General features: G+C 38.0%; 19 protein-coding genes, 1 tRNA gene and 2 pseudogenes. 16 read left to right on the top strand and 6 right to left on the bottom strand.

Going from position 1 to position 22,822, the window contains the following annotated elements:
- Nucleotides 1-74 precede the first annotated feature (74 nt).
- Together FTV32_RS03225 and FTV32_RS03220 are read right to left on the bottom strand one after the other, a co-directional pair.
- Nucleotides 75-1,487 carry an amino acid permease gene (locus FTV32_RS03225; RefSeq protein WP_180027912.1) on the bottom strand — a complete coding sequence of 471 codons (1,413 nt, stop codon included), beginning with the start codon at nt 1,485-1,487 and terminating at the stop codon, nt 75-77.
- Nucleotides 1,488-1,595: 108 nt separating this feature from the next.
- Nucleotides 1,596-1,671: transfer RNA gene (locus tag FTV32_RS03220), tRNA-Glu, on the bottom strand.
- A gap of 270 nt (nt 1,672-1,941) precedes the next feature.
- Here FTV32_RS03220 and FTV32_RS03215 point away from each other — a divergent pair.
- Together FTV32_RS03215 and FTV32_RS03210 are read left to right on the top strand one after the other, a co-directional pair.
- Entirely contained in the window at nt 1,942-2,409 is a 468-nt protein-coding gene (locus FTV32_RS03215) for a YaiI/YqxD family protein (RefSeq protein ID WP_035266848.1), read from the top strand.
- 23 nt (nt 2,410-2,432) lie between these two features.
- On the top strand, nt 2,433-3,341 hold the full coding sequence (locus FTV32_RS03210; RefSeq protein WP_180027911.1) for a DMT family transporter: 909 nt from the start codon (nt 2,433-2,435) through the stop codon (nt 3,339-3,341).
- A gap of 9 nt (nt 3,342-3,350) precedes the next feature.
- Here FTV32_RS03210 and FTV32_RS03205 read toward each other — a convergent pair whose 3' ends face one another.
- Entirely contained in the window at nt 3,351-3,926 is a 576-nt protein-coding gene (locus FTV32_RS03205) for a PilZ domain-containing protein (protein WP_035266851.1), read from the bottom strand.
- A 23-nt stretch (nt 3,927-3,949) separates the two neighbouring features.
- Here FTV32_RS03205 and FTV32_RS03200 point away from each other — a divergent pair, with 23 nt between their 5' ends.
- The 4 genes and pseudogenes from FTV32_RS03200 to FTV32_RS03185 all read left to right on the top strand — a co-directional run.
- Complete coding sequence (locus tag FTV32_RS03200) at nt 3,950-5,185, top strand: lipoprotein-releasing ABC transporter permease subunit (protein ID WP_180027910.1); 1,236 nt, start codon at nt 3,950-3,952, stop codon at nt 5,183-5,185.
- On the top strand, nt 5,178-5,855 hold the full coding sequence (gene lolD, locus FTV32_RS03195) for a lipoprotein-releasing ABC transporter ATP-binding protein LolD (RefSeq protein ID WP_035266856.1): 678 nt from the start codon (nt 5,178-5,180) through the stop codon (nt 5,853-5,855). Before FTV32_RS03200 ends, lolD begins: the two co-directional genes overlap by 8 nt.
- Before the next feature lie 82 nt (nt 5,856-5,937).
- Nucleotides 5,938-6,783, top strand: coding sequence for a DUF4131 domain-containing protein (locus FTV32_RS17720; protein ID WP_180027909.1), 846 nt, complete (start codon nt 5,938-5,940; stop codon nt 6,781-6,783).
- A 12-nt stretch (nt 6,784-6,795) separates the two neighbouring features.
- Nucleotides 6,796-8,427: pseudogene (locus FTV32_RS03185) on the top strand (DNA internalization-related competence protein ComEC/Rec2); the annotation flags it as partial.
- Here the strand turns inward: FTV32_RS03185 and FTV32_RS03180 are convergent.
- Nucleotides 8,424-9,359: a lysophospholipid acyltransferase family protein gene (locus tag FTV32_RS03180; RefSeq protein WP_180027907.1), complete on the bottom strand. Its 936-nt coding sequence runs from the start codon at nt 9,357-9,359 to the stop codon at nt 8,424-8,426. The pseudogene FTV32_RS03185 and the gene FTV32_RS03180 overlap by 4 nt on opposite strands.
- Before the next feature lie 131 nt (nt 9,360-9,490).
- Here FTV32_RS03180 and sppA point away from each other — a divergent pair, with 131 nt between their 5' ends.
- Nucleotides 9,491-10,504, top strand: coding sequence for a signal peptide peptidase SppA (gene sppA / locus FTV32_RS03175; protein WP_180027906.1), 1,014 nt, complete (start codon nt 9,491-9,493; stop codon nt 10,502-10,504).
- Nucleotides 10,501-11,310 carry an alpha/beta fold hydrolase gene (locus tag FTV32_RS03170; protein WP_180027905.1) on the top strand — a complete coding sequence of 270 codons (810 nt, stop codon included), beginning with the start codon at nt 10,501-10,503 and terminating at the stop codon, nt 11,308-11,310. The genes sppA and FTV32_RS03170 overlap by 4 nt, the downstream gene beginning before the upstream one ends.
- Before the next feature lie 15 nt (nt 11,311-11,325).
- On the opposite strand, the gene purN is transcribed toward FTV32_RS03170, so the two are convergent.
- Nucleotides 11,326-11,955 (bottom strand): phosphoribosylglycinamide formyltransferase, encoded by a 630-nt coding sequence (gene purN / locus FTV32_RS03165; RefSeq protein WP_180027904.1) that lies wholly within the window; start codon nt 11,953-11,955, stop codon nt 11,326-11,328.
- Nucleotides 11,956-11,973: 18 nt separating this feature from the next.
- The gene (purM, locus tag FTV32_RS03160; protein WP_035266866.1) at nt 11,974-13,044 is read right to left on the bottom strand and encodes a phosphoribosylformylglycinamidine cyclo-ligase; all 1,071 of its coding nucleotides are present in this window, start codon (nt 13,042-13,044) and stop codon (nt 11,974-11,976) included.
- A 135-nt stretch (nt 13,045-13,179) separates the two neighbouring features.
- On the opposite strand from purM, the gene cxpE reads away from it, so the two are divergent.
- The 8 genes and pseudogenes from cxpE to FTV32_RS03120 all read left to right on the top strand — a co-directional run.
- Nucleotides 13,180-14,403 carry a chloramphenicol efflux transporter CxpE gene (cxpE, locus tag FTV32_RS03155; protein ID WP_180027903.1) on the top strand — a complete coding sequence of 408 codons (1,224 nt, stop codon included), beginning with the start codon at nt 13,180-13,182 and terminating at the stop codon, nt 14,401-14,403.
- Between the two features lie 15 nt (nt 14,404-14,418).
- Entirely contained in the window at nt 14,419-15,126 is a 708-nt protein-coding gene (hda, locus tag FTV32_RS03150; protein ID WP_035266869.1) for a DnaA regulatory inactivator Hda, read from the top strand.
- Between the two features lie 178 nt (nt 15,127-15,304).
- Nucleotides 15,305-17,095, top strand: a complete 1,791-nt coding sequence (gene rbtA / locus FTV32_RS03145) for a rhombotarget A (protein WP_180027902.1) — start codon at nt 15,305-15,307, stop codon at nt 17,093-17,095.
- Between the two features lie 12 nt (nt 17,096-17,107).
- Nucleotides 17,108-19,519 carry a CSLREA domain-containing protein gene (locus FTV32_RS03140; protein WP_180027901.1) on the top strand — a complete coding sequence of 804 codons (2,412 nt, stop codon included), beginning with the start codon at nt 17,108-17,110 and terminating at the stop codon, nt 19,517-19,519.
- 128 nt (nt 19,520-19,647) lie between these two features.
- A complete protein-coding gene (locus FTV32_RS03135; RefSeq protein WP_180027900.1) occupies nt 19,648-20,430 on the top strand; it encodes a tellurium resistance protein in 783 nt (260 codons plus the stop codon).
- A gap of 8 nt (nt 20,431-20,438) precedes the next feature.
- Entirely contained in the window at nt 20,439-21,569 is a 1,131-nt protein-coding gene (locus tag FTV32_RS03130; protein WP_092766783.1) for a toxic anion resistance protein, read from the top strand.
- Nucleotides 21,570-21,586: 17 nt separating this feature from the next.
- Nucleotides 21,587-22,507, top strand: coding sequence for a hypothetical protein (locus tag FTV32_RS03125; RefSeq protein WP_180027899.1), 921 nt, complete (start codon nt 21,587-21,589; stop codon nt 22,505-22,507).
- Nucleotides 22,508-22,678: 171 nt separating this feature from the next.
- Nucleotides 22,679-22,822 (top strand): annotated as a pseudogene (locus tag FTV32_RS03120) (alkyl hydroperoxide reductase); the annotation flags it as partial.

Below are 22,822 nucleotides of genomic sequence, written 5' to 3'. Positions count from 1 at the left end.
GAAATATTAGAAAAGCATTGGAAAAATAGGAACTGTCTAAGTAAAAAATAGCGACCGAAGTCGCTATTTCAAAATCAAGATTTATCGTGATAAAACAGGTAATAACTGGCATAGCATACAGCAATGAACGCTAAACACCCGAAAAAGCTAATACGCATACTTGGATCAAATACCATACTTAAGCATGTGATAAAACAGAACACAAAACCTAAGATTGGGACAATTGGAAATAATGGAGCAGCAAAGCCCAGCTCTTCTTTTTTGCGCCCTTGCTTATACCAATCGCGTCTGAAATTAAATTGGCTTAAACAAATACTCATCCACACAACGACCATTGTAAACGCAGCAATACCTAATAAATTGGTAAAAATAGTCTCAGGTGCGAATTGTTCTGACAATAAGCCTGGTAACCCACCGATCATTGTCACGATCACTGCAACATAGGGGATACCACGTGCATTCACTCTAGAAAATACTGCAGGGAGCTGCTTTTTGTAAGATAAAGACCACATCATGCGTGACGCAGCAAACAAACCAGAGTTAGCAGCTGATAATAAAGCGGTAATAATTACAAAACGGATGATATCTTCTGCATAGGGAATACCAATATGCTGGAAAACAGTCACAAATGGAGAGCTACTCACACCTTCAGCAGCTAAGCCAGCTTCTTGATGTGGAAGAAGTGACGTTACTACAATGATTGTACCTACGAAGAAAATCAACAGACGAAAAATCGCTGTATTAATCGCTTTAGGAACATTTTTAGCTGGGTCTTTAGTTTCACCAGCAGCAACCCCAATTAATTCTGTTCCAGAGAATGCGAAGTTTACGATAAGCATCGTAGCAAAAATTGGGAATAGACCTTCAGGGAACCAACCTTGTGCAGTTAAATTGCTAAATAAAGGCGCCGCTTCGTAACCTTGATAGCCAATTACACCAAAAATTGCGAGTAGGCCTAAGAGAATAAATGCAACAACAGTAATAACTTTAACTAAGGCCAGCCAAAATTCAGATTCTGCGAACCATTTTGTGGAAATCATATTTAAAACAAATACGAATACACCAAAGACTATAGTCCACATCCACATGGAACTATCTGGGAACCATTCCTGCATGAGGAGGGCGGCGGCTGTAAACTCAGTTCCTAATGTAACCGACCAAGTTAACCAATATAACCAAGTGATGGTATAGCCTGTTCCTGGTCCAATATATCTTTTGGCATAAGCACCAAACGAACCAGACTCAGGCATATGGACGGCAAGCTCACCTAAACACAGCATAACCATGTAGGCGATAATCCCGCCAAGGATATAAGAAATAATGGCACCTACAGGCCCCGTTTGTGCAATGACTTCACCCGAACCTAAGAAAAGTCCAGTTCCGATTGCGCCGCCAAGCGAAATCATAACCAGATGTCGAGTACTCATAGCGCGTTGTAAAGGCGCAGAATTGCCCTGATGCGAAGCATCATTCGGAGATGAGTGCATAGGATTGAAAATTCGAAACAAATGAAGCGAGTTATTGTAGTGAAAAACTACAATTCTTCAATGAAATAATAGTAATTTTGAATATTGAGTGATCGTATGAAACGATAATGGCGTCCCTACGGGGATTCGAACCCCGGTTACCGCCGTGAAAGGGCGATGTCCTAGGCCTCTAGACGATAGGGACGTTGCGAGGTGCTTGTATATTAAGGATAGACATTTCAATTGTCAAAAGCTTCGTATCAAAAAAAGTTTTAATCGTTCATACATTAAGCAAAAACAATCAATTAGTTTTAATTTTGATTAAACTGACAACAATAAGATTTTTCATGTATTTAAATAACATGGAGAGAAGGTCCTCACTATAAAAAAACGATCCGCTTTATATTCATCATATCAAACCAGCCATCTGTAAAATTTGATAAGATGACGTGGTAAGACAACGAAGGAAAGAGGCGTGTTGCCATTTAAACTCTGGGTGGATGCTGATGCATTACCTAAAATTTTGCGTGAAGTCATTTTAAGAGCTTCTGATCGTTATCAACTTGAAGTAACTTTTGTCGCCAATCAAAATGTAGGAATAACTCCTTCTGTTCGTATTAATTCAATACAGGTGATGAGTGGAGCAGATCAAGCTGATAAAGAAATTATCGAACGTATGAAAGAGCATGATATTGTCATGACGCAGGATATTCCTCTAGCAGCTCAAGTCATCGAAAAGGGTGGCGTTGCAATTCATCCACGTGGTGAAATTTGGACAGAAGCTAATATTAAGGCACGATTACATTTGCGTGATTTCATGGAAACTTTGAGAGGGGCTGGAGTTCAAACCGGTGGACCACCACCAATTTCAGAAAGAGATAAGCGTGAATTTTCAAGTGCTTTGGATCAAACGATTCAAAAACAAAAAAGAAAAACTGCCTGATTTATCTTATCAATCGAGTTCACATGCCAGAAAAATCTAAACTTATGCTCATTTATGCCTTATTGGTCATCATCTGGGCAACAACTCCACTTGCGATTGTGTGGAGTGTAGAAGATATTTATTTAATGTGGGCATTGGTGATTCGATTAGGCTTGGCACTGCCTATCGCGGCATTGCTTCTCATTGTTTTAAAGGTAAAATTTCCTTTAAATTCAATTGCATTGCATAGTTATTTTGCTGGTTCATTTAGCTTGATTGGTTCACAATTTTTTACTTATGTAGCTACTGATTATCTAAGTTCTGGCATGATTGCACTGATGTTTGGATTAGCACCAATTATGGCAGGGCTTATTGGAAAATTTATCTTTCAACAAGATTTGCATAAGCTGCAATGGTTAGGAATGATCGTCGCGATTACTGGGCTCGTAGTGATCAGTTTTACTGGATCATCACAACATATCCATCCCATTGGAATTGGTTTAATGTTGCTTAGCGTTTTTTCATACGCAATGTCAATTTTTTGGGTAAAAAAAATAAATGCTGATGTAGCACCGATGGCACAGGCGACAGGTTCAATACTTGTTTCTACCTTTGTTGCATGTTTAATTGTGCCATTTATATGGAAATATTTACCTACTGAATTACCTTCAATGAAGTCATTACTTGCGATCCTATATTCTGTCGTCATGGCTTCATTAGTCGCGATGTTTTGCTATTTTTACTTGGTCAAAAAAATACAACCCACCACATTGTCCCTTACAAATGTAATGACTCCAGTTCTAGCACTTGGTATAGGCGCTGCATTTAATCATGAGAAATTAACACTAGGTATGATACTGGGAGCAATGATCCTACTTCTGGGATTGTTTATGTATTTTTATCGGGATATAGAAGCGAATCGGAAATTTAAACAAAAAGTATTAAAGCCTTAAGTTGGATGCTCAGCGATTTTGTGAGTTTTTTAAATGCTTCAAGGCTTCTGTTAACTTTACTTTGTCTTGGGGATGTAACGTTAGAAAATATGCACCGGTTCTAAACAGCCCATTTTCTTCTTGATTGCTGTAGACAACTTGTGCAGTTGCAGCGATATGAAAATCATTTTCAGGGTGACTCAATGTGATGTGTATATAGGTTTGTTCAGGGATATGTTGCTCAGCATAAAAACTAAAACCTGTTTCAGACAAATTGACTTGAGTAGGTACTGGTAACATGGTTTGTACAATAGAGTCGTAAAGTGAGCCCGTAATCAGGTTTAATTTTTGATTAAATAAGGATAATATCCGAGCAATTTGTTGATCTTTTTGATTTAATTGTTCTAATTCGTACATAAGCGCATGATCAAATTGATCTAATTCTGCAAGTAAGAGAAAATAGCGCGGTAGTACAAAATTTGAATCATAGGGATCATTCAAAGCGACATCTTTAGTGATGATCTGATAATTTATTCTTAAGGCAGCATCAATACGTGACATGACGCGTCTTTCAATATTGCCACTTTGATGCTGAAGATTTTCCATTAAAACACCTCGGACTAGATGGTATGTTTAAACCGATCTCGCTGTATATAGGGTTGAGATACACTCGCGCACGGCGAAGTAATCACTTTATTTCTTTTATTGCTTTAGTTTCCATGATCGGTCTGACTTTGGGCGTCGCTGTTCTCATTACTGTGTTATCTGTAATGAACGGTTTCGATCGTGAATTAAAAAACCGTGTCTTGGGAATGGTACCTCAAGCGACTGTTTCCTCTACACAAATTCTAACAGACTGGCCTAAGCTTGCAAAGAAAATAGACCAACATGAACATGTGACGGGTGTTGCACCTTTTACACAGTTGCAGGGGATGTTAACAGCCCAAGGACAGGTTGCAGGGATAATGGTCACGGGTATTGAGCCTGACTATGAAAAAAATGTATCTATTATTCAAAATCATATGGTTCAAGGCGACCTCAACTCATTAAAGAAAGGTGAGTTCGGGATTGTTTTGGGCAAGCAGATGACGGATGCTTTAGGTTTAAGTCTCAATGACAATGTAACATTGGTATTACCTGAAGCGACACCATCACCCGCTGGCGTTGTTCCACGATTTAAACGTTTTAAAATTGTCGGTATTTTTAGTATTGGTGCGGAAGTGGACTCGATGATGGGTTACATCGCGCTAAATGATGCTTCGACACTGTTGAGACTGCCGGATGGTGCACAAGGTATCCGTATGAAGCTAGATGATATCTTCAAAGCACCACAAGTCGCTGAAGAAGTTGTTATGGATTTACCAGGCAATTTCTATCCATCAAATTGGACTTATACGCACGGCAATCTCTTTAGTGCCATTCAGATGGAAAAAGCAATGGTCAGCCTTTTACTTTTCCTGATTGTCTTGGTTGCAGCATTTAATATTGTATCTTCATTGGTGATGGTGGTTACTGATAAAAAATCCGACATTGCTATTTTAAGAACCTTAGGTGCTTCACCAGCAACGATCACTAAGATTTTTATGGTACAGGGTACGGTGATTGGTGTTGTAGGAACACTGGCAGGAGCAGCACTAGGTATCATCTTTGCAACGAGCATCAGTGGATTTATTGGCTGGCTGAACACCGCTTTTGGACTAAATTTATTCGATGCATATTTCATTAACTATTTACCATCGTATCTACGTTGGCAAGATGTGGTGGTGATTGTTAGCTTATCACTAGCGCTAAGTTTCCTTGCAACAATTTATCCAGCGCTGCGTGCTGCTAAAGTTCAACCAGCAGAGGCTTTACGCTATGAGTAATATTGTCTTAGAAGCCAAAAATATTCATAAACATTTTACAGATGGTAAATCAACTGTTGAAGTGATTAAGGGATTGGATTTAGTTGTTGAGCAAGGACAATTTGTTTCAATTGTTGGATCAAGTGGTTCGGGTAAGAGTACGCTGTTACATGTATTAGGGGGGCTTGATCGTCCGTCCGAAGGTGTAGTGATGCTTAATGGGCAGCGTTTTGACACTTTAGGCGAAGCTGAACGCGGTTTCCTACGTAATGAACACCTCGGATTTGTGTATCAATTTCACCATTTACTTCCTGAGTTTACGGCTTTAGAAAATGTATCAATGCCGCTGATGTTACGTAAAGATGCAAATTTTAAAGAAGTAAAAGAACGTGCAGAATATTTGTTGAATAAAGTGGGTTTATCACATCGTTTAACGCATAAACCAGGTGAGTTATCTGGCGGTGAGCGACAACGCGTTGCGCTTGCACGAGCTTTAGTGGCTCAACCTAAATTGATGATGGCAGATGAGCCTACTGGAAATTTAGATCGTAAAACTGCCGTCACAATTTTTGAATTGCTTTCCGATCTGCGTAAAGAATTTAATATGGCAATGCTCATCGTGACCCATGATGAACAGCTCGCACAAACTGCTGATAAGATTTTGCATATGCAAGATGGATTGTGGGTATAGGCTCAAAATCCGATTAACAGTCTTGTTAAAGCCCACTTAGGTGGGCTTTAATCTATTTAAGAAAAATAAACATAAAAGTTAGATGTTTTTAATATTTATTCTCATCTTTTGGATCATTGGTGTTGCTACGATCAGCTTTCAGGGTGAAGCTGAATATTCAACTCTCTTGCTGGGTATGGCAAGTATCATTTTGATCATGGGTTACTTTTTACGATTAATAAGGCAACCTGATCGATTCATTTATCCTCACACCTCAAGTATTGTCCAGTCATCATCAAGAATGCTTGTGCTAACGGGAATTTGTCTGATCACATTTGTTTTGGGGCATCAACATGCAAAAACAGCCTTACACGATTGTTTAGATAAACGTGTTCAATATATTGAAGAAAAAGAAATAGTTGTTTATATCAATAAAATTAATCAGCTGAAAATGGATCAGGAAGGTCGATCAATACAGCAGCGTGCGCAAGTGATCGACAAGAAGCAAGGACAATCTCAAACGCTATTATTATATTTGCGAGAGTCAAAACTTGATACGACATTAGAACTAGGGCGCTATTATAAAGTTACGGGAAAATTAAGACCCGCACATAGTTATGCAGTAGATGGGGTCTTTGATCAAGAGAAATGGTTGTTGCAGCAAAATATAGCTGGAACAATGCGTGTAGATTGGATCGTACCTGTAAGTGAAGCGGTGTTATATTCTGAAGGTTATTTATCTTCAACCGATGTGCATCGGAGCCTTATCGCACGATTGAGCCTGAGCATTGAAAAAGCACGTTTAGCTTTTAGGGATGATATCGAACAGGGAGTATTCAGGAATAAGGGTTTGCTAGTCGCGTTACTCACAGGTGATAAGAGTCTACTGACGGAGCAACAAGAAGAATTATTTAAAAAACTAGGCATTACGCATTTATTGGCTATTTAAGGTCCACATGTTCTAATTTTTGCTGGCTTATTATCATGGTTCATGGGGTATCTTGTATCAATTTTTCGTCCTCATATTTTTCTAAAAGTTCCCAAACCATATTTACTTTTAATCCCTTTCGTATGTGGGGTAATTATTTATAGTTTTTTTTCAGGGCTCGAAATTCCTGCATTAAGAACTACATTGTCAGTTTGTCTAATTAGTATCGCTATTTTATTTAAATTTAAGATTAAGCCTTTTGTACTATTACTTATCAGTGCAAGCTTAATGCTCTATTTAGACCCTTTTAGTATTTTATCTGCTGCATTTTGGCTTTCGTACGGCGCATGTTTGATTTTGATTCGTGTATACCAAACGATCGTTCATGAACAGCAAAACACTGCTTTAATCAATAAGCATCGTTTTATAGATAAAGCAAAAATGTATCTTAAAATACTTTTGCAATCCCAATGGAAAATATTTATTGCACTGATACCACTCACTCTACTGATATTTCAACAGATTTCTTTATTTGCGCCATTTGCTAATTTAGTTGCTGTTCCAATGATTGGGACCTTGATCGTGCCATTGGAAGTACTGGGCTATTGTCTCAGCTTTATTCCTTTTGTTGGTCAATTTTTATTTCATCTGGCTGATGTATTGATATCGGTTCTTTTGGTGCTACTGACTAAGCTGGGAGCAATATTAGACAATCCATTGAAATGGGTAGCGTTAACGAAAGCACAAATGTTTTTGCTCGCATTGGCAGTATTCATGTTCTTTATGCCAAAGAATGTAATCCCTCGATTATGGATACCCGTATTAGGTGTGGCATTGCTGATGCCTAAACGTGATGATGGATACGATATCATTGAAATTTTGGACATAGGGCAGGGGCAGTCCATACTCTTACAGTCATCAGGGAAAACTGCTTTAGTTGATACAGGCGGGAGCTTTGATGAGAATACATTTAGTATCGGAGAAAATGTAGTTGTCCCTTTCTTAATTCAACGTGGCATATCAAAATTAGATCAAGTTTTTATCAGTCATCTTGATCAAGATCATGCTGGAGCATACCGCACTATTGGAAAACATATACAAATTGATCAAGTTATCTCAAATGAAAAAGATGATAGGTTTCAGTATGTTGAATTTGATTATTGTCGACAGCATCAACAGGTACAATTGGGTAAGATCAATATACAATTTCTTTCACCAGTTGAATCACAATTAAATTTTGTCAGTCAAAATCGTAATGAGCTTTCGTGCGTAATGTATCTGACATTACCCTATGCTAACGATTTTAAGCATATTCTGATTATGGGGGATGCAGGGTGGGAGACAGAGTATCGTATTTTAAAGCAGTATCCTGAACTTAGAGTAGATATTTTAATCTTAGGACACCATGGCAGTCGACATAGTTCATCTTACGACTTTTTAAAAAATACCAAACCTAAAATTGCCATTGCATCGGCTGGTTTTGATAACCGCTATAATCATCCACATCCTGTTGTCAAAGAGCGTTTAAAAGCGCTTAATATTCCGCTACTCGATACCCAATCGAAGGGCAGTATTCGAATGACCTTCGATAAAAACAGAGATGTACAATTTCGATATCATCGAGATCAAAAAGCGTGGTTAACTCGGAATATCCCCATAGATTAACTTGCTTTTCTGACTTGCTCTATTTTTACTCTGGCTTGTTCTGCAGGGATACGATAAATGTTATGTAGATCAGGATTTGCACGGAAACGTTTATAGCTCCAATGAGCATGTTCAGGATAACGATGAATCAGGCTTTCTATTGCACGGTGAATTACTAACGTTCCGTCAGCGGGAGTGCCTTCATAAATCGAAGCATCCATTGGTTCAATAAATACATCAAAATCTTCAGTTTCATTGCGAATTGCATAGACCAAAAGGCCTTTGGCTTTAGTTTTTTGGATGAGTTTGGCACTTAAATTACTGGACTCGAGTGGTATGCCGAAATAATCGATCATTTCACCACCGTGTTTAGGATTGTGATCTGGAAGAATCACAGTTGTCCCCCCTAATTTAAGGGCTTTAAAAATTTGTCTTATACCACTCTCATCTGTAGGGACTAAAGTTGCTTGTTCTCGACTACGAGCCTGGCGCACAAATTGATCTGCTTCTTCATTCTTGATGGGTTTATACATGATGGTCATCTTAGTATATTGTGCGAACCACGCATTCATGACTTCCCATGTACCAAAATGTGGTGCGAGTAAAATAATACCTTTCTTTTCAGCCATTGCTTCATGAAAATATTCAGCACCAGTGACATTGCGTATTCGTGAAATATTGGTTTCGTTTGAGCTTCCCCAAATACTAAAAAATTCCATATAAGATTGAAGTTCGTTTCTTACCGCTGCACGAGTCACTAAATGTTTTTCTTCATCAGAAAGATGCGGTAAGCAAATGTCGATATTGAGGCGGATGGTATTCGTAGTTTTTGTAATTTTTAGCGTATTAATCAGCCCTGCAAGCATTTTTGCAAAAAAACGAGAAAAACGAATCGGACGGCGACTGAAGAAATTTAACAGGCGGGTTGTGGTCGATGTTTTGGTTTCAGGCATTAGATTCAAAATTTGGTAAGTTCATAGAATATTGTGATTTGGGTTTATTATATGTTAAATCTTGACTTATAAATAGTTTGACCTCATTCCTTGTATATAATGTTAGCTTAAATTTAATTTGGATGGTATGTATGTCCGCTTGGCCGCCTGAACCACAAAATGAAAATCAAAAACCAAATAACCAACCGAACGGAAAAGAATGGCAAATTTTAGAAAAAGCTGTTCTCGCATCTGTAGAAGAACAGAGACGTGCAAGACGTTGGGGAATCTTTTTTAAATTTCTTACTTTCGCATATCTGTTGTTTATAGTTTTGGTCATGGGGAAAAGTTGTTCAACGACTTCCACTGATAGTGCGGTGTCATCACAGCATATTGCTACAGTCGATATTGTAGGAACGATTGCTGCAGACCAGCAAAGTGTGAATAGTGCAGATACGATCAAAGGTTTGAAAAAAGCATTTGAAAGCAAGCAATCGCAAGCTGTTGTTTTAAATATTAACTCTCCGGGTGGATCTCCAGTTCAGTCTGATGAAATTTGGCAAGAGATCCAATATTTAAAGTCGGTTTATAAAGATAAAAAACTTTATGCATTAATTGGTGACACAGGTGCTTCAGGTGCTTATTACATAGCGTCTGCAGCGGATGAAATTATTGTTAATCCATCAAGTTTAGTCGGCTCAATTGGCGTCATTATGCCAAACTATGGAGTGAGTGGTTTGATGCAAAAACTTGGCGTTGAAGATCGCACCATGACTTCAGGTGAGAACAAAGCATTATTGTCGATGACACAACCAGTTGATCCTGCACAACGTGCACACGTACAAGGTGTATTGGATAATGTTCATCAACATTTTATTGATGCAGTTAAAAAAGGTCGTGGCAATAAATTGAAATCGCAAGATCCTGCTATATTTTCAGGTTTGTTTTGGACTGGTGAGCAGGCTGTGAAGCTCGGTATCGCAGATCGGATTGGCAGTATTCACACACTGAAACGCGAATTAAAAGTCGAAAAAACGGTAGATTATACTATTCAACGTAGCCCCTTTGATTCTGTGATTGGACGACTTGGAAGTGAATTTGGTCAAGGTTTTGCTTCTTCAATTTCCAAGCAGATTCAATCTGAGCAGGTGAATCGAATCCAATGAAACCATTGATCCATTTTGCTCATGCCAACGGGGTTCCATCGAAAGTTTATCAAAAATTTTTTGATGCTTTGTCTGATCAATTCGATGTGATTTATACGACCAATCTTGGTGTTGATCAACGTTATCCTGTAGATCAACACTGGGAAAGTATGACACAGCAAGTGATTGATAATATTGTTCAGAAATCCCATGGTCGTAAAGTGATTGGTATCGGGCACTCCTTAGGAGGAGTTTTGACGTTCAAAGCTGCTTTGAAATGCCCAGAACTTTTTAGTCAAACTATTCTTCTCGATCCACCTCTTATTATGGGGCTAGAATCATTTGCTATGCATATTGCAAAGTCTTTGAAGTTAAAAGCAGTGGATCAAATGTCACCAGCGGCATTGTCTAAACGTCGACGTGATCATTGGGATAGTAGAGAGCAAGCTGCAACATTACTTCGACCAAAAGCCCTATATGCAGCATTTGATGAGCAATGTTTTAATGACTATATTCAATTTGCATTAGTTGAAGATCCAACGCGTGGCGGCGTTGAGTTGGCGATTCCAAAATCTATTGAAGTGGATATTTTTAGAACCAATCCTTCATTATGGTGGCTGCCTCAACCTAAGCTCAAAGTTCCAAGTCAATTAATTGTTGCTTCTCAAGGTCCATTCTTAGCACGTAAATTCCCTCATAAAGTGAGGAAAAAGTTTGGTGTGCCTTTTAGTATTTTTGAAGGTGGACACATGTTCCCACTTGAACATCCTGATCAATTGGCTGCGCATTTAAAAACTATTTTGACGCCACAAAAAAACGCAGCCTAAGCTGCGTTTTTTAAATCAAATATGACAGAACTGTATTGGACCTTTCAAAATTTGATTTTTATAGTGCACGCCTTCGGATGTGACTTGAATGGTTTGATTACAAATCCATTCTACAACTTGAGGAAAAATTAAATGTTCAAGTTGATGTACACGATCTGCTAAAGATTCAACATTATCATGGTGAGAAACTTTGAGTACGCCTTGAGCTAGTGCTTGACCTGCATCTAGTTCTGCAGTGACATAATGTACTGTACAACCATGCCATAGATCACCAGTATTCAATACACGTTGATGTGTATGCATTCCTTTGTAATTGGGCAGCAGAGAGGGATGGATATTGATCATTTTACCCTCCCATGCTTTAACGAACTTAGCACTTAAAATGCGCATAAAGCCCGCTAAAACCACAAGATCAGCTTCCCAGTCGAGCAGTTGCTGGTGCATAACATCATCAAACGCTTCACGATCTGGGAAGTTTTTATGTTCAATCACTGCAGTTGCAATGTTGGCATGAGCAGCACGCTCAAGTGCGTAAGCAGCAGGTTTATTCGAGATCACACCGACAATTTGACCTGAAAGGTTTGCATCAATTAGTGCTTGTAGGTTTGATCCGTTACCTGATACTAAAACAGCAATTTTAATCATGTTTTAACAATAAACTGATTAAGCGAAGATCACACGAATTTTTTCGTCTGCACCTTCGACAGATTCAGCATTGTCAACAATGTGGCCCATTGTCCATGCTTTTTCGCCGAGTTGATTTAAGATTTCAACTGTTTTATCAGCTTCAGCAGCATCAACAACTAGAACCATACCTACGCCACAGTTGAATGTACGGTACATTTCAAATTGTTCTACACCACCTTCACGTTGAAGAAGTTTGAACAGCTCAGGCCATTCCCAAGAAGATTCGTTTACTACAGCTTGAGCACCATTTGGTAATACGCGAGGTAAGTTACCTGGTAAACCGCCACCTGTGATGTGTGCCATCGCGTGAACATCAACCTGTTTGAGAAGCTCTAGAATTGGTTTAACGTAGATACGAGTTGGCTCCATTGCCACATCAGCAAGTGGACGACCATCAACAATTTGAGTTAAATCAACATTTTTTACATCTAAAATTTTACGAAGAAGAGAGTAGCCATTAGAGTGTGCGCCGCTTGAAGCAACACCAACTAATACATCACCAGCTTTAACTTTAGAGCCATCAATAATTTTACTTTGTTCTACAACACCTACACAGAAACCAGCTAAATCGTAATCTTCACCTTCATACATGCCTGGCATTTCAGCAGTTTCACCACCGACCAATGCACATCCAGCAAGCTCACAACCTTGACCGATACCTGTCACTACATTTGCTGCGACATCAACATTGAGGTGACCAGTTGCGTAGTAATCAAGGAAGAAGAGTGGTTCAGCACCACAGACAAGTAAATCGTTCACACACATTGCAACCAAATCCTGACCAATTGTGTCATGACGGTTTAAATTCAATGCTAAACGTAATTTTGTACCAACACCGTCTGTGCCAGATACGAGAACAGGTTCTTCATAACCTTTAGGAATTTTACAAAGTGCACCGAAGCCACCAAGACCGCCCATTACTTCAGGACGAGTCGTGCGTTTAGCGACAGATTTGATACGATCGACTAACGCGTCGCCCGCCTCAATGTCGACACCTGCATCTTTGTAGCTTAAACCAGTGTTTGGGGTAGAAGTTGAGTTGCTCATATTGAAGTCTCCGCATTCGCGCGGGGATTATAACCCGAATATACGAAACTCTTATGTTATTTATGCACTAAAATGTTATCTTTACTAAAATATTTTCCTTTACATAACGAATAATCTTAAAAAAGGCGAGTTTCTATGGTAGATCGTACCCTACGCCGTGTTTTTATCCTTGCAGGGATAGCTTTATTTCTCTGGATTTTATACTTATTAAAACCGGTCGTAATCCCATTTATTGGTGCATTTTTAATAGCTTATCTTTTCAGTCCATTGGTTGATCGATTGCATAAGATAGGTTTACCTCGTTGGTTGTCTATCAGTTTGGTGTTTATTGGTATTGGTGTCGTGATCACATGGGCAATGTGGTATTTGGTTCCATTAATTTGGGAACAGCTGATGTATGCTAAATCCAGTATCCCGAAAGTAGTTCATTGGGTAAATTTTAGCTTCTTACCGTGGTTATCAGATACTTTCAATATAGTGCCACTAGAATTAGATGTAGATCAGATTTCAGCAGCTGTTATGGAGTATGTTCAAACCAATTATAGTGCTGACAGTATCCAAGCGATGGCACTCAAATTGGCACAATCTGGTCTGAATTTTATTCAGATTGGTGGGACAATTGTACTGATTCCAATTATTGCATTTTATTTCCTCTTAGATTGGGATCGAATGCTCAATAGTTTGCGTCGACTCATTCCACGTCCTTATGAAGCTTCAACGCTTGAAATCGTAGGTGAATGCCATAGCGTACTAGGCGCATTTGTAAAAGGACAATTCCTCGTGATGATCCTTTTGGGGATTGTTTATGCCGTTGGTTTACAACTGATTGGTCTGGAAGTTGGTTTGATTATTGGCATGATTGCAGGCTTGGCAAGTATCATCCCATATTTAGGATTTGCAGTAGGAATTATTGCTGCCGTGATCGCAACTTTCTTCCAATTTGGTATGGATTGGACTCAACTCCTTTTAGTTGCAGTGGTGTTCATGGTAGGGCAAGCTGTTGAAGGTTATGTGCTTCAGCCATTCTTATTGGGAGATAAAATTGGTCTTTCTCCAGTAGCGGTCGTATTCGCTGTATTGGCTGGTGCACAATTGGCTGGTTTCTTGGGTATGTTGATTGCATTACCTGTTGCAGCTGTAATCGTGGTACTGCTCCGACATGCACGTGACACTTATGAAAGGAGTACAATTTATGGTACGCCAGCTGTTGCCTTAGCTGATCATGGTGGTGGTGAAATTACAATCCAAACCGATCAGGTTGATATTGAGCTTGATCTCAAACCACAATCAATCAATAATCAACAAGATATTGCAACATCTGAAAAAATCGATGTGCAGAAACAAAATAAAGAACCTTAAGGTGACCAAGCATTTATGCGGCAACTGCAACTTGATATAGAACCTCAACTTGATGCACGGATCAGTGATTTTTCCGGCCCAGGTTGGGGACCCGTCATTGATGCAGTTCGCCAACTTCATGCTGGATTAATGAATCGATTTTACCTTTATGGCGGTGCGGGCACAGGTAAGAGTCACTTATTAACTGCAATATGTGACTCATATCTAGATGTGGGGAAATCTGCAATTAAAGTGTCATTGCTAGAATTGCTGGATGCTCCAATTGAGGCGATTACTTCATTGGATCGTTATGATTTGGTCGCACTAGATGATATTGAAGCGATCAGTGGTGTACCGCATTGGCAAAAAGCGGTATTTCACTTAATAAATAATAATAATGATGGTGGAGGACAACTAGTCTTTTCATCTAGATCTGCGCCAATTGAACTGAAACTTGAATTACCAGATCTTCAGTCGAGATTAACTCAAGCGGTGAGTGTTAAAGTGCCAACAGGTCAATCCTATGCTGACCGCTATGCCTTATTACATTCTGTGTTGGATCGTAAAGGTGTGCATTTTGATCCTTTAATTATTGATTATCTGCTGACCAATGGCCCGATACAGACCAGTACCTTATTACAAACGGTTGATCAATTATCAAAGTTACTACAGGGTGAAAAAGTTAAGTTATCCAACGCAACCCTTAAGCAAATCTACGCGCTCATCGATCAGTATAGTGCTTAAATGCTTTTTAAATGTTATTCAAAACTCAAAATGTAGACTTTATCTGAACTCGGCAATTTTTTACTTAAAAATAATTGAGAATTCTAAAAATTTGTGACAGATTAGTCAAAATGGACAAATAGCGCTACATAATTAAAGTTCGCTACTTAAAAAATAAAGAAAAATTAAGGAGATGGTAATGCTCAGACGGGGCTTAGGTCTTGTATTGTTGTGTGCAACAGGGCATGTATTCAGTGCAGATATTGTGGTTACGACCACTGAAGATATCACCAAAAATGATGATCAATGTTCGTTGCGTGAAGCAATTGAATATATTAATCAGGGTAAACCTGAAGCAGGTCTCAATGGCTGTGGTGGTAAAGATGCCACAGATAATATTATCTTATCTACGAAAGAATATCTCCTAAACGAGCAAGTTCGCATCTCTAAACCGATGGTTTTTAGAACGCAGTATGAAACTACCATTGTTGACGATATTCCTGGTACAAAAAATGCCGTCATAACAATGAAGGGTACTGATCGAATTTTCCATATTGAGCGAATTCGTCCTAAAGCTGATGATGAAATTAGAGATGCTGCAATTGGTGTGGAATTTTACGAAATTACCTTTCAAGGTTGTGCCGCATCTGTATGCAAAGACAAAGGTGGGTTAATTCTCAATTATGAACGGCTAAAATTTGATAAAAGCCATCTTATCAATGGCAAAGCAAATTTTGGTGGTGCGATTTATAATGTTGAATCATTTATTGAATCCGAAACTAGCAAAATTCGTTCCGCGCGAGTGAATCTAGTTAATTCGTTATTGGAAAACAATCAAGCACAACAAGGTGCTGTTTTGTATAGTGAATTTCCTGATTTTGACATTAGTGCTTCTGTTATTAAAGGTAATAAAACAACAGATTCAGAAGGTTTCGCAATTTATAGCCATAAAGTGTTGAGTGAAGATGAAACTAAGGTGACCAATCTCAATTATGCCAAAGTGATCAATTCAACAATTTTTAATAATAAGGGCTATATTATCAATGTGAAGGATGGTATTGCGCTTAATAACAATACGCTGGTCTTTAATGATTTTGGCTTGATTTTTAATGCGCCGTTTAAGAAGGCATTGCTTACTAACAATATAATTGCAAAAAATGGCAATCTAGACTGTCGTGTAGAGACTGCAATAGATCAATCAAATTTAAACAATAATTTATATGGTTTTGGTTGTGAGGGCACAGCTTCAGAACAACTGGGCGAGCGCACATTATTAGCTGGGACTGATGTAGAAGGTGAATGTGATGTTAATTCATCTGGCATTTTATGTCCGTTCAAAGTCTATTCTGGCTATGCTTTAGGATATTTCCGCCCAAGAGTGTTGCCTAGTTATCGACAATTAACAGATTCTCCGATCATTAATCGTGGACCAGATTCAAATGGTACATCATGTGAAACAGTTGATCAGCGTGGCAACGCACGTAAGGATCGTATTTTGTGTGATCGAGGCGCAATCGAACTTATTCAGTCAAGTACGTCTTCAGGCAGATTTGGCAAGGATATCTTTTACGGAGAAATTGTTAAGTTAAATATTAATGATTTTCTAGGAGATGGTGAGCTAATACCTGCTAGTCAATGTGATGCCTTAGTCGGACCTCATCCCAAAAAAGAAGAATGGCAAGCGGGCTGTATGATCATCCAACAAAATAATTCTCCAAGTAAAGGTAAAGCAGAACTACTCCAAAATGGGGAGTTTACTTATACGCCTCAAGGGAATTGGCACGGAACTGATGATTTTAAAGTTTTGGTCGTTGTATCTACACGTCAATTGAATGAGTCAATGAATCCTTATATCGAAATTCCAACTGTCATTAAACAAGACCCCAGAGATACTTATACAAGCGATAAAGTAAAAACTTCAGGTGGGGGACTAGGTCTAATCTCCGTATTAGGTCTGATGACTTTAATCGCGATACGTAGAAAAAAATAATAAGGGAATCGTATGTTGAAAAGTAGAAAAGCTTTTTTGACCTTAGCAGTCCTTTCTGCAATGTCCTTGATGGCTGCTGAAGATACAATAATTTATGTCACTACCTTTGATGATGAAGACGGTACTAATGATGCAAAGTGTTCACTCAGAGAAGCGTTGACGGCTGCTTCGACTAATCGAGCTTATGGAGGTTGTGCTAAAGGTAATACGGATCGAGTACAAACTGACATTATTCAGCTTGAAGCTGGTACCTATAGCTTGAATGCAGAGCTTCAGCCAACTTCTTCAGTGATTATTAGGGGTAAAGAGCCTGTCGATTATTCCAAACCGAATGTCATTTCAAATAGTTATCCTGCGCAAACTAAAATTAAAACTATAATTAATGGTCAAAATACACATCGCATTTTTAATACGACCAATCTAAATCGACCGAGTTTGAGTTTAAGAAATATAGAGCTGAGAAATGGTAAATCATCTACCAACGGTGGCGCTTTGCTATTGGGAGGCGAGACTGATTTATATAATGTAAATATCACTAGCTCTTCTGCATTAAGAGGTGGAGCGATATTTTTGAATGACAGTGATAGCTCTTTAAGTTATTCGGTCGGGTGGGTGAGTGGTAATACAGCTCAGCAAGGCGCTGTTATAGCGATGTCTTGTTTGGATAATCTTGTGTTCACACGTCGTAAGATTGATTTATCCCGTATGTCTATTACCGAAAATGGAAATACAGCTTCAAACAGTTTATTCTCATTTTGTGGTGAACCTACAACTCAATTGCAAGCAAATACAATATCTTCCAATGTATTAAATACTACACAAGGTCAAATTTTTCAATTTAGTGATCGTTTAACAGATGGGGGTCAAATAAATTTGAGTCCCAATTCTATTTTGAAGCTCGATAGTAATACGATTATCGCGAATACCGCGCGATCTGTGCTTTGGTATGGAAATACAGGTGCAAAAGCCTTAAATCATAATGTGATAGGTTTTAATCAGGCTAAAGCCTGTATATATAGTCACGGTGATGTGAGCCAAGTTGAGTCAGCAGGTATTGAATTATTGGCAAATGCTATTCCACTGAGTAATCCATCTATAGACTGTGATCTACCAGAAAAAGCGTCAGAAAATGCACAAAAAAATAGTCTTGATGTTAGTCAATTGAGTATCAATGATCTGTTTTCAACATCGTTACCAGTTAATGATGAGAATACTAACTTTCATCCTGTCTTTTTTCCGAAGATTAATTCTAGTGGTACAGATTTAGTTGATTTTGGTACTGATGGTTGTTCGCTGCTTGATCAACGAGGTATTAATCGGATTGGATTGGACTCGCTCAACAGTTTAGATGCGACTCCCAATACTTGCGATATTGGTGCGATAGAAACCTTAAAGTTGACTGTTTCCAATTTAAGTAAAGCAAATGAATCACTGGTTCAGATAAAGAAATCAACTGAGAATAGAATTAAAGCATTCGAAGATGCTATTGCCGATCCTGAAACCAAAGAAGAAGTGATTGATTATTATAATAAGGAGCTCACCGATCAAAAAGCATTTTTGAATGAGTTAAATAATCTTAATCAATATCGTCCAATATTATTCGATCCATTCAAATTGAATTTACCAGATGAATTTGTTTCTCCTGATGGTAAGGTGCGAAAAATTGAGCATCTTAATGTTGATAATTATGATGTCAAAGTTGAAGTTGTGGGAGTTGGGAAATTAGATATCGATAAAACGTTCTTAGGTAAGTTTGATGATCGGTTGAAATGTGAGTGGAAACCGCAGCTTAAGCAGATAGTCATGTATAGAACAGATGGCCGCATAACACCGAGTGGAGACTCTGAATTCTGTACATATACGCTTACTTCAAAAAGCGACAGTAAAAAAACATCAAGTGCATATTTAATTGGTAATTTTATCAATATCGTGCCAACTGTTCCTGAACGCGTGGAATATACAATCAATCCAAAAAAATCGACTCAAATCAGTGTAAATTTACTGGCTGAAGCGAGTGATGCAGGTGATGGCAACAGAAATGCAATTAATCCTCCAAATAAAAAGGAGTTTTACCATAATGCTAATGGAGATGAGGTATCAATTTATTTTGCAAGAGTACCGAATCCCGTTTCAATTATCGCGGATCGGGTAGAGCCATGTGCTAATGACCGTTTTAAAAAGTGCTATGGTGGAAACATTCGAGTTCAGTTGAACAATAATTTGGATGTCTTTTCCTATGATCTTAAGTACTCAGTATTGGACGCAGACGGCGCTTCATCAGGTGAGGGAACATTAGCTGTTCTAAATACGGAAACAGGTCCTGGAAGTTCTCGTACGAGTGGAGGGGGTAGCCTAGGTGGGTTTGGGCTTTTAGGACTCATTGGTTTAAGTTGGCTTAGAATGAGAAAATCTAAACCTCATTAATAAAAAAGCCAGCATTTGCTGGCTTTTTTTGTGTTTGATTTTGTGTAATATTTTGCAAAAAATTAGTATATTTTGAACAGTTTATTGCTACATTTGAAGATTGCTGATCACTTTCTTAAATTACACCAATGTCATCCTTTAATGAGCTTATACCCTTAAATCAAATTGAAGTTAATCCTTCGGATTTGCTCTCAATTAAGAGGCATGATCTTGTTCCTTTATTGACTGATTCGTCTAAACTTAATTTATATGCTGAACATATTGTGCAGGCACAAAATGCTCTATTGGTAGGTATAGACCCCACTTTAAATAAAAAATTAAGCGAAACAATTTCAGATATTATTCAAAAATTGAATCAATCCAAAAAGAAATTAAAACAAAAAAAATTTAATGCTCTCCAAAAGTGGTTAGGTCTGGATTTGGAGTTCGGTGCGGGTCAAATTTCTTATATTCGTGATTTAGATAGACTCATTCTAGATGCTGATCAGCTGTCCCAACGTATTCACATTGAAATCCAAAAGTCTAGTTCTCGATTTCAGCAAGCAGTTGGTTTGAGAGAGCAAATGGCGCGCTACATTCAAGCAGCAAGACAATTTTTAACAGAATACACAGATTTTTCTCATCATCGCCATCCACTCGATAACTTTGAGGAGCGATTGGCTAAAAAAATACAAACATTAGAGTCGGTACAAGCAAACAATGATATTTCTCTCATGCAAATGCAATTGACTCAACAACTTTCATTAACTCTGACGGATCGTTTTCGTGAAGCGCAGCAAGTATTAATCCCAGCTTGGCAATATCATCTTGAGCAAACTCAAATTAAAAATGGCGCAGTCGATATTGAAAAGTTAGATCAAAGTCGCGAACAACTGATTCGATCTCTAAAAAAATCACTAATTAAAGAATAAGGTGTGTTATGTCTGATTTTCCAATTCAAAAGAAAAATGAATCCTTAAGCTTAATCTCTACGGAGGAAAAGTTTTCCAAGTTAGATTTAAAAGAAATTGGGTTGACGACGTCAGACCTTGCAGCAGTCGAATCAGTTCACCAAGAACTAGCTGATATGAATCATGCTACGGTTGCTGAATATGGGAAAAATATCGCGACTAAAACAGCGACTTATACGGATGAATTACTGGATCTAGTTAAAAATAAAGATTTAGATGCAACAGGTCAAAAGTTAAATGAAGTCGTTACAGTGGCTCAACAGCTCAATACAAACAGTATTTTAAGTCCTGCTAAAAGTTCAGGCTTCTTGGGTAGTATCTTAAATCGATTTAAGGGTGCTAAACAGAGTTTTGATCAAAAGTTCAATACCACTAAAGAACAAATAGATGCTTTAGTTAAAGAAATTGAAACCTCTCAACAAGGGTTAAAAGACCGTGTAAATACATTGGATCGTATGTTTGATGGTGTGCAGGACGAATATAAACAATTAGGGGTTTATATTGCTGCAGGGAAAATTAAACAACAAGAAGTTCAGGAGCAAATAGCTGAATTAAGTACGCTAGAACAAGATGCGCAAACTAATCAAAAAATCTACGACTTAAATCACTTAGCAAACAACTTGGAAAAAAGAGTGAGTGATTTACAGGTATTGCAACAATCTGCGATGCAGACATTACCGATGATTCGAATTATTCAATCAAATAATTCAATGTTGGTTGATAAGTTTTATGCGATAAAAAATATCACGCTTCCTGCCTGGAAAAATCAAATTAGTTTAGCGATTTCATTACAGGAACAAAAAAATAGCGTCCAATTGGCTAATACTATTGATGATGCGACGAATGAGTTACTTAAACGAAATGCAGATTTATTACACCAGAACTCAGTAGATACTGCTCGAGCAAATCAACGCTCAGTGATTGACATTGAAACACTTGAACATGTTCAAAATACCCTCATTAAAACAGTGAATGATGTTATTAGTATTCAGAAAGAAGGGATGCAAAAACGTGAAGAGGCATCAATCCGTATTAAGGCTTTGCAAGGAAATCTTCAACAACTTGTTTTGGATTCGAGTCAAAATCAGCCAAAACACTAATTTCTTGAGGTTTAAATTTGAATAAAACCAATGAATATCTTGTGGCGCAGACTGAGATTCAGAAAAGATTGCCTGAATTGTACAAACGAAATCGCATACTTAATTTATGGGGATTTTTGAGTACCAGTGTACTCATTATTTCAGTTGTGTCGCTTTTTATTCATCAGGACATGATTTATGGTTTTATGGGTATGAGTGAAACTGTTCAGCAGCTTCATTTGCCACATAGTTTAGATGAAGTCGTAAACGTGTACCAACATCAGCCTGACTATTTTTTTAATTTGATATCTTGGTTAGGTTGGTTCATTCTAAAAGTATTTAGCTCAGTCATTGGTGCTTTTTTTATCGTTCATTTTTTAAAGAAAATACGTTTTTTCTATGTACGCTTTCAATCATTTGTACTTAAGTTTGTTGGTTGGTTCATTGCTGTCATCTTAATTTGGTCAGGTTTGACCTATGTTCAATATGACTTGAATGATGAGTCTTTGGAACAACAATATCAATTAAGTCATTATGATAAATCGATTCACGAAAGTCTGATTGCTGTCATCATGACTGAACAACAGGTCGATCCAATTATACAAGCCTACGTCCTTGCGCAAGTGGCTTTGATTCACAAACCTGAAGATACCAAGCTAGCAACTGCATATTTAGCTCGACTTGCGCAAGCTGAAAGAAATGAAAAACAGTTTGTCGAATATGGTTTTAATACAGAGCAGTTATGGTCAATGCAGCAACAAGTTTATGGTCAATCTATTACTCCTTGGGCAAAAGCGATAGATCCTCGGGCAAATCAGGCACGACAAATTTCAGAAGTCGTCAAGATGATATTAATGGTGTTCTCAACCATCATGTTATTGTCAATGTTTATTTTCTTTGGATTAGCTCGTAGTTTTAAAAGCAGAATTCAAACGATCACTCAACGTTTGGAGATATAGTTAAAGTTTGTACTGTTACGATCATCATAAAAGAATCATTCATTCTTAATTGGATGATTTTTTAATTCAATTTTTCGATAGTCTTTATGTAAATTAACTGTTTTACCTATTTTTGTATTTCTTCTAATATAGCTTTATCAAATAAATATTACTCCTTTGGAGACGTTAGCAATGTTAGATCAAAATACTTCAGCTCAATTAAAAACGCTTTTAGAACGCCTTGAGGGTCCAATCGAATTGGTTGCGACTTTAAATGATTCAGACAAATCTGCAAAAATCAAAGAACTTGTGGAAGAAGTGGCAGCACTTTCTCCA

The organism is Acinetobacter sp. YH16032 (assembly GCF_013417345.1).
Lineage (GTDB): Bacteria > Pseudomonadota > Gammaproteobacteria > Pseudomonadales > Moraxellaceae > Acinetobacter.
Note: the sequence above shows the minus strand (reverse complement) of the source record. Positions and strands in the feature narration are given on the sequence as shown.